At 55.2% G+C, this 2,585-nt stretch carries 2 protein-coding genes and 1 pseudogene; all 3 read right to left on the bottom strand.

Translation table 11 applies throughout. From position 1 onward, the window contains the following. Positions 1 to 807 (bottom strand): annotated as a pseudogene (locus GS12_RS22575) (VirB10/TraB/TrbI family type IV secretion system protein); the annotation flags it as partial. A 43-nt stretch (positions 808 to 850) separates the two neighbouring features. Then, positions 851 to 1,759 (bottom strand): P-type conjugative transfer protein VirB9, encoded by a 909-nt coding sequence (gene virB9 / locus GS12_RS22570; RefSeq protein WP_077874239.1) that lies wholly within the window; start codon positions 1,757 to 1,759, stop codon positions 851 to 853. Beyond that, on the bottom strand, positions 1,756 to 2,439 hold the full coding sequence (locus tag GS12_RS22565) for a type IV secretion system protein (protein ID WP_034951220.1): 684 nt from the start codon (positions 2,437 to 2,439) through the stop codon (positions 1,756 to 1,758). Before GS12_RS22565 ends, virB9 begins: the two co-directional genes overlap by 4 nt. Positions 2,440 to 2,585: the final 146 nt, after the last annotated feature.

The raw sequence follows: 2,585 nt of genomic DNA, 5'->3' as shown, positions 1-2,585 counted from the left end.
TTTCTCTATCAGCTTCGTGTTGCCGCTGGCGCTCCAGATGTCAGTAGTGACCGTGCAGCGAAGTTTCCCCGCCCGGTCAGATACAAAGCGACGATCCAGTGAGCAGGGGATCGAGGTATTTTCCGGGATGTACAGGTCAGGGTTATAGGGTATGCGCCGTACTGGTGCGGGGCTTTGTCCCGGCGACGGTGCGGCGGTATTTTGCGGCTGACCGGGAGGTGTGGCCGCGCTGCTGTCCTGTTGTCCGGTGGTTGTTGCCGATGTCAGCGTCATTTCCTGCTGCCGGGTTTTTACCGGGTTCTGTGTGGTGGCCGAACCATCACGGCGAATAAGGAAGCTGGCTTTGTTGAGTTCTGGCGGAGCGGCCGGAGCCGCCTGCCCTGTTCCCCCCGTGCTGCTCTGGCCGTTATCCTGTTGCTCTGGCTCTTCTTCGGCTGTATCGGTGGACATACCGAGATCGTTACGCTGCCGGTAATCGGTTTTGTTCGTCTGCGGGGCTGTATCCTGTTTCTTTTCTTCCGTGGGTTGCCACAGGATATTGCGATAAACCCAGTTACCACCCCATGCCAGGAAGATAAGCGCGACCGCGACAATGGCAAGAAAGGCGGTTGCTTTGCCCCGTTTGCGCTTTTTCAGCTTGTTAACGGCGGGTTGTACCGGGTCTTTCTCTTCGTCGTCCTGCGCATTGAGAAGCTCCGCCTCTCTTTTAGCGCGGGCTTCCCGCTCAAGCGTGGCAATATCATCCTCAGCATGTGCCGGGGATGCCTGCGCTTCATCCGGCACAGGCACTTTGTTTTCGTCGTTCATATGCACGTTTCCTTTTATAAAAATATAAAACTATTTTTATAGGTTAATTGGATTCCGGTTTTTCCACTCTTTCCACCTGCCGGGATACGGTGGAACCATCGGCAGCATGTACCTTGCCAAATCCGCTATTTTCCAGACCCACAACGGCATTACCGGAACGCAGTACCAGGCGTGGCGTCACCTCCTGAATCACCAGTACGGTGAAGTCGCCTTTCTTCTGGATACTGCTGTTAACCACATGCTCTTTGCCGTTCAGCTCTTTGGTGACGGAAGGAATGGACTTAGACGGGGAGAAGCCCACGAACGTAAAGCGGCCATCGTCGTAAGCAAAATCGGGAACAATGTTGAAACTGCCTTTGCCCGGATATTTGGTGTAACTCCAGTTGCGGGGCGTCTGCGCCGAGTTCAGCGCTTTCTGGACGCTGGCCTGTTGCTGTTTCTGCTCCCACTCGCGCTGTCTGGCCGTCGCCTCCCGGCTCGCTTTGTCCCGTTCTTCGCCCGGATAGCGATAGCTCACCTGGAAAGCGGGCTGCTGCGCCGATTTATCATCGATGACGTTCAGCTCGACGTTGTACAGGCGCTTACTGGTGACAACCAGCATATTGGTATGCCAGTCCCGGCTGTTCGGGGGGATCACGACCTGCGTTGTGTTGCCATCTTCTCCGGGCGCTCCCTGCGTGAGCGCGACCGGGCGAACGTTGACCCGGTTTGCATCCGGCGTGGCTTCCCACGCCTCATCAAAGCCGGGTTTGGCGCTTATGACCGCCTCATCGTTATCAAAGACCAGCGTTGTCATAAAGCCGGGTTTGGTGTTAACGACGGTGACGTTCTGCGGGTTATAGATAACCTGCTGAACACGGGAGTCATAGCGGCTTGCCTGTGGTATGGCCGCACCCCATGCCGCGCCGCACATCATCAGTGCCAGTGCGGTAAACGTTAACTTTTTCATCATTCACCTCCCCGGATTTCGCGGTCGGTCTGCCAACTGGTGACGGTAAAGCCGAAGTAGTTGATCTCGCGTTCCGCATCGCTCATTTCCTTGTCAGGGTCAGAATGGAACGTGAACCGGGCATCCCAATACTCGTTGCGGGTGCTGTTATCAGCCAGACGGCGGATAATCTTCTTGTAGCGAACAGTGGCGACCCTGTCGGGGGCTGTACCATCGGTGATCTGGTTTGAAAGGATCTCCACTTTCACGGTGTGCGCCCCGTTCTTATAAACCTTGTCAGGGGCGTTTTTTCCGGCGTAAAGCGCCAGATAGTCATCGTTTACGTGGGGAGCGTTGTAGACCTGTACCGTCTCGTAATCGTCCTGCAAAGAGGGGTAGACATACCGCTCACGCACTTTGACGTAGTTTGCGGCCATCGCCTTTTGATAGGCTTCTGTAGCGGTCAGGCTGGTTTTCGATGTCCGGGTAACGTGTTCCACCCGTCCTGTGTGGTTATCCACGGTATACAGCTCAACATCCGTCTGTTTCAGCGGCAACATCACGACCACGGCGACGAGCGCCAGTACCGCAATCAGCAGACCCACGCCGCCAACAACAAAACCGGCTTTAGTGGCGCGTTTATCCCGCTCAATCATTTGCTGCTCAAAGGTGCGGGATTCAGCTATTAATTTCTGTTCACTCATGACTGTTTAACTCCGCCATAATTTGAGGGGTGTTTACGGGTTCTCCCTTACCGCTAAATGCAGAGGGAGGCGTGTTCTGGGCGCAACCAGAAAGCGCGCACAGCAAAGCCAGCGCAATCAAGCGTTTCATCAATGATTTCCTCAAC

Source organism: Erwinia oleae (assembly GCF_000770305.1).
Lineage (GTDB): Bacteria > Pseudomonadota > Gammaproteobacteria > Enterobacterales > Enterobacteriaceae > Erwinia > Erwinia oleae.
The sequence above is the reverse complement of the archived record's forward strand: the minus strand, read 5'-3'. Positions and strand labels throughout refer to the sequence as shown.